Below are 1,004 nucleotides of genomic sequence, written 5' to 3'. Positions count from 1 at the left end.
CCGCCACCCAGTCAAGCTATTGATATTAAATAGAAAAACCACGAATTTCGTGCCGCGAAATCCGTGGTTTGTCGTGCTATCGCACCTGCAGAGACGGTATCCGGAGACGCCGTGGGTGGCGTTTGCGGCTTGCGTCTCTGTCGGCCGCATCAGGGGGTTCGGTTTTGCCAGAATATTCCCTGCCAGCAGGGAATTTGCAGGGAATTTTCTTCGGAATCACGGTTTCGGAGCCCTTTTGGGTCCCGGAAAACCAGTCAGGTCAATGGCTTGAGCGGCAATTCCCTGGTGGCAGGAGCAGGGAATCTGCAGGGAAACAGGGCGGACGGTTGCGAGCGAGCGGACCGCGCGCCGGCGGTACGCGCAGCGCGTGCCCGCGTCGGCGGTCAGATCCCGAACATCCGCGCCTGGTCGTCCCAGTCGAGCGGGATCGGATGACGTAAGATTCGCTTCAGGGTGAGTTCCGGCGGCAGGGTTCCATCGCGGATGGCGTGCTGGATCTTGGGGGCGAGGAAAGCGAGCTGACCGCGGGTGCGGATCAAGGCGTCGTGGTGGCCCGCATCACGGGCAACCCTGTTGAGAGGCACGCCGTCTCGCAAGGCCTCGGCCCATTGATGGGCCTCGAGAAGCGCTTTCAGCAAGATTGGGTCAGGTTGCGGCGCCGACTCGCCGATCACCAGCCTTGCCTCGACGCCCCGGCGACGCAGGCTGACGGGTACCGAGATGTCGATCAGACCGAATGCCAGATCATCCGGCTGAACCTCGAGCGACCGGGCAAGCGTTGCCGGGTTCAACCTGAGCGTCATCTGTCGCGGCGCGATGGTTCCCTCCACGAGAATGCGGCCGAGAAGGCCGGGTTCGGATTTGCGAATGGCCTTCGCCAGCGTTCTCGCCGCGTCCTGGAGACCCATGCTCGTCGTCAGATCTGGCAGAGCCAGGAGCCGGTGCTCGGCTGCCGCCTTTGCCAGGTGGTCGGCAATGGCGGTTGCGATCATGGTTTCGAGCCT

The 1,004-nt window shown here is 62.8% G+C and carries 1 pseudogene; it reads right to left on the bottom strand.

From position 1 onward, the window contains the following. Positions 1–383 precede the first annotated feature (383 nt). A pseudogene (locus EU800_RS26060) lies at positions 384–1,004 on the bottom strand (hypothetical protein); the annotation flags it as partial.

The sequence above is a fragment of the Tropicimonas sp. IMCC6043 genome (genome assembly GCF_004146235.1).
Taxonomy (GTDB): domain Bacteria; phylum Pseudomonadota; class Alphaproteobacteria; order Rhodobacterales; family Rhodobacteraceae; genus Tropicimonas.
The sequence above is the reverse complement of the archived record's forward strand: the minus strand, read 5'-3'. Positions and strand labels throughout refer to the sequence as shown.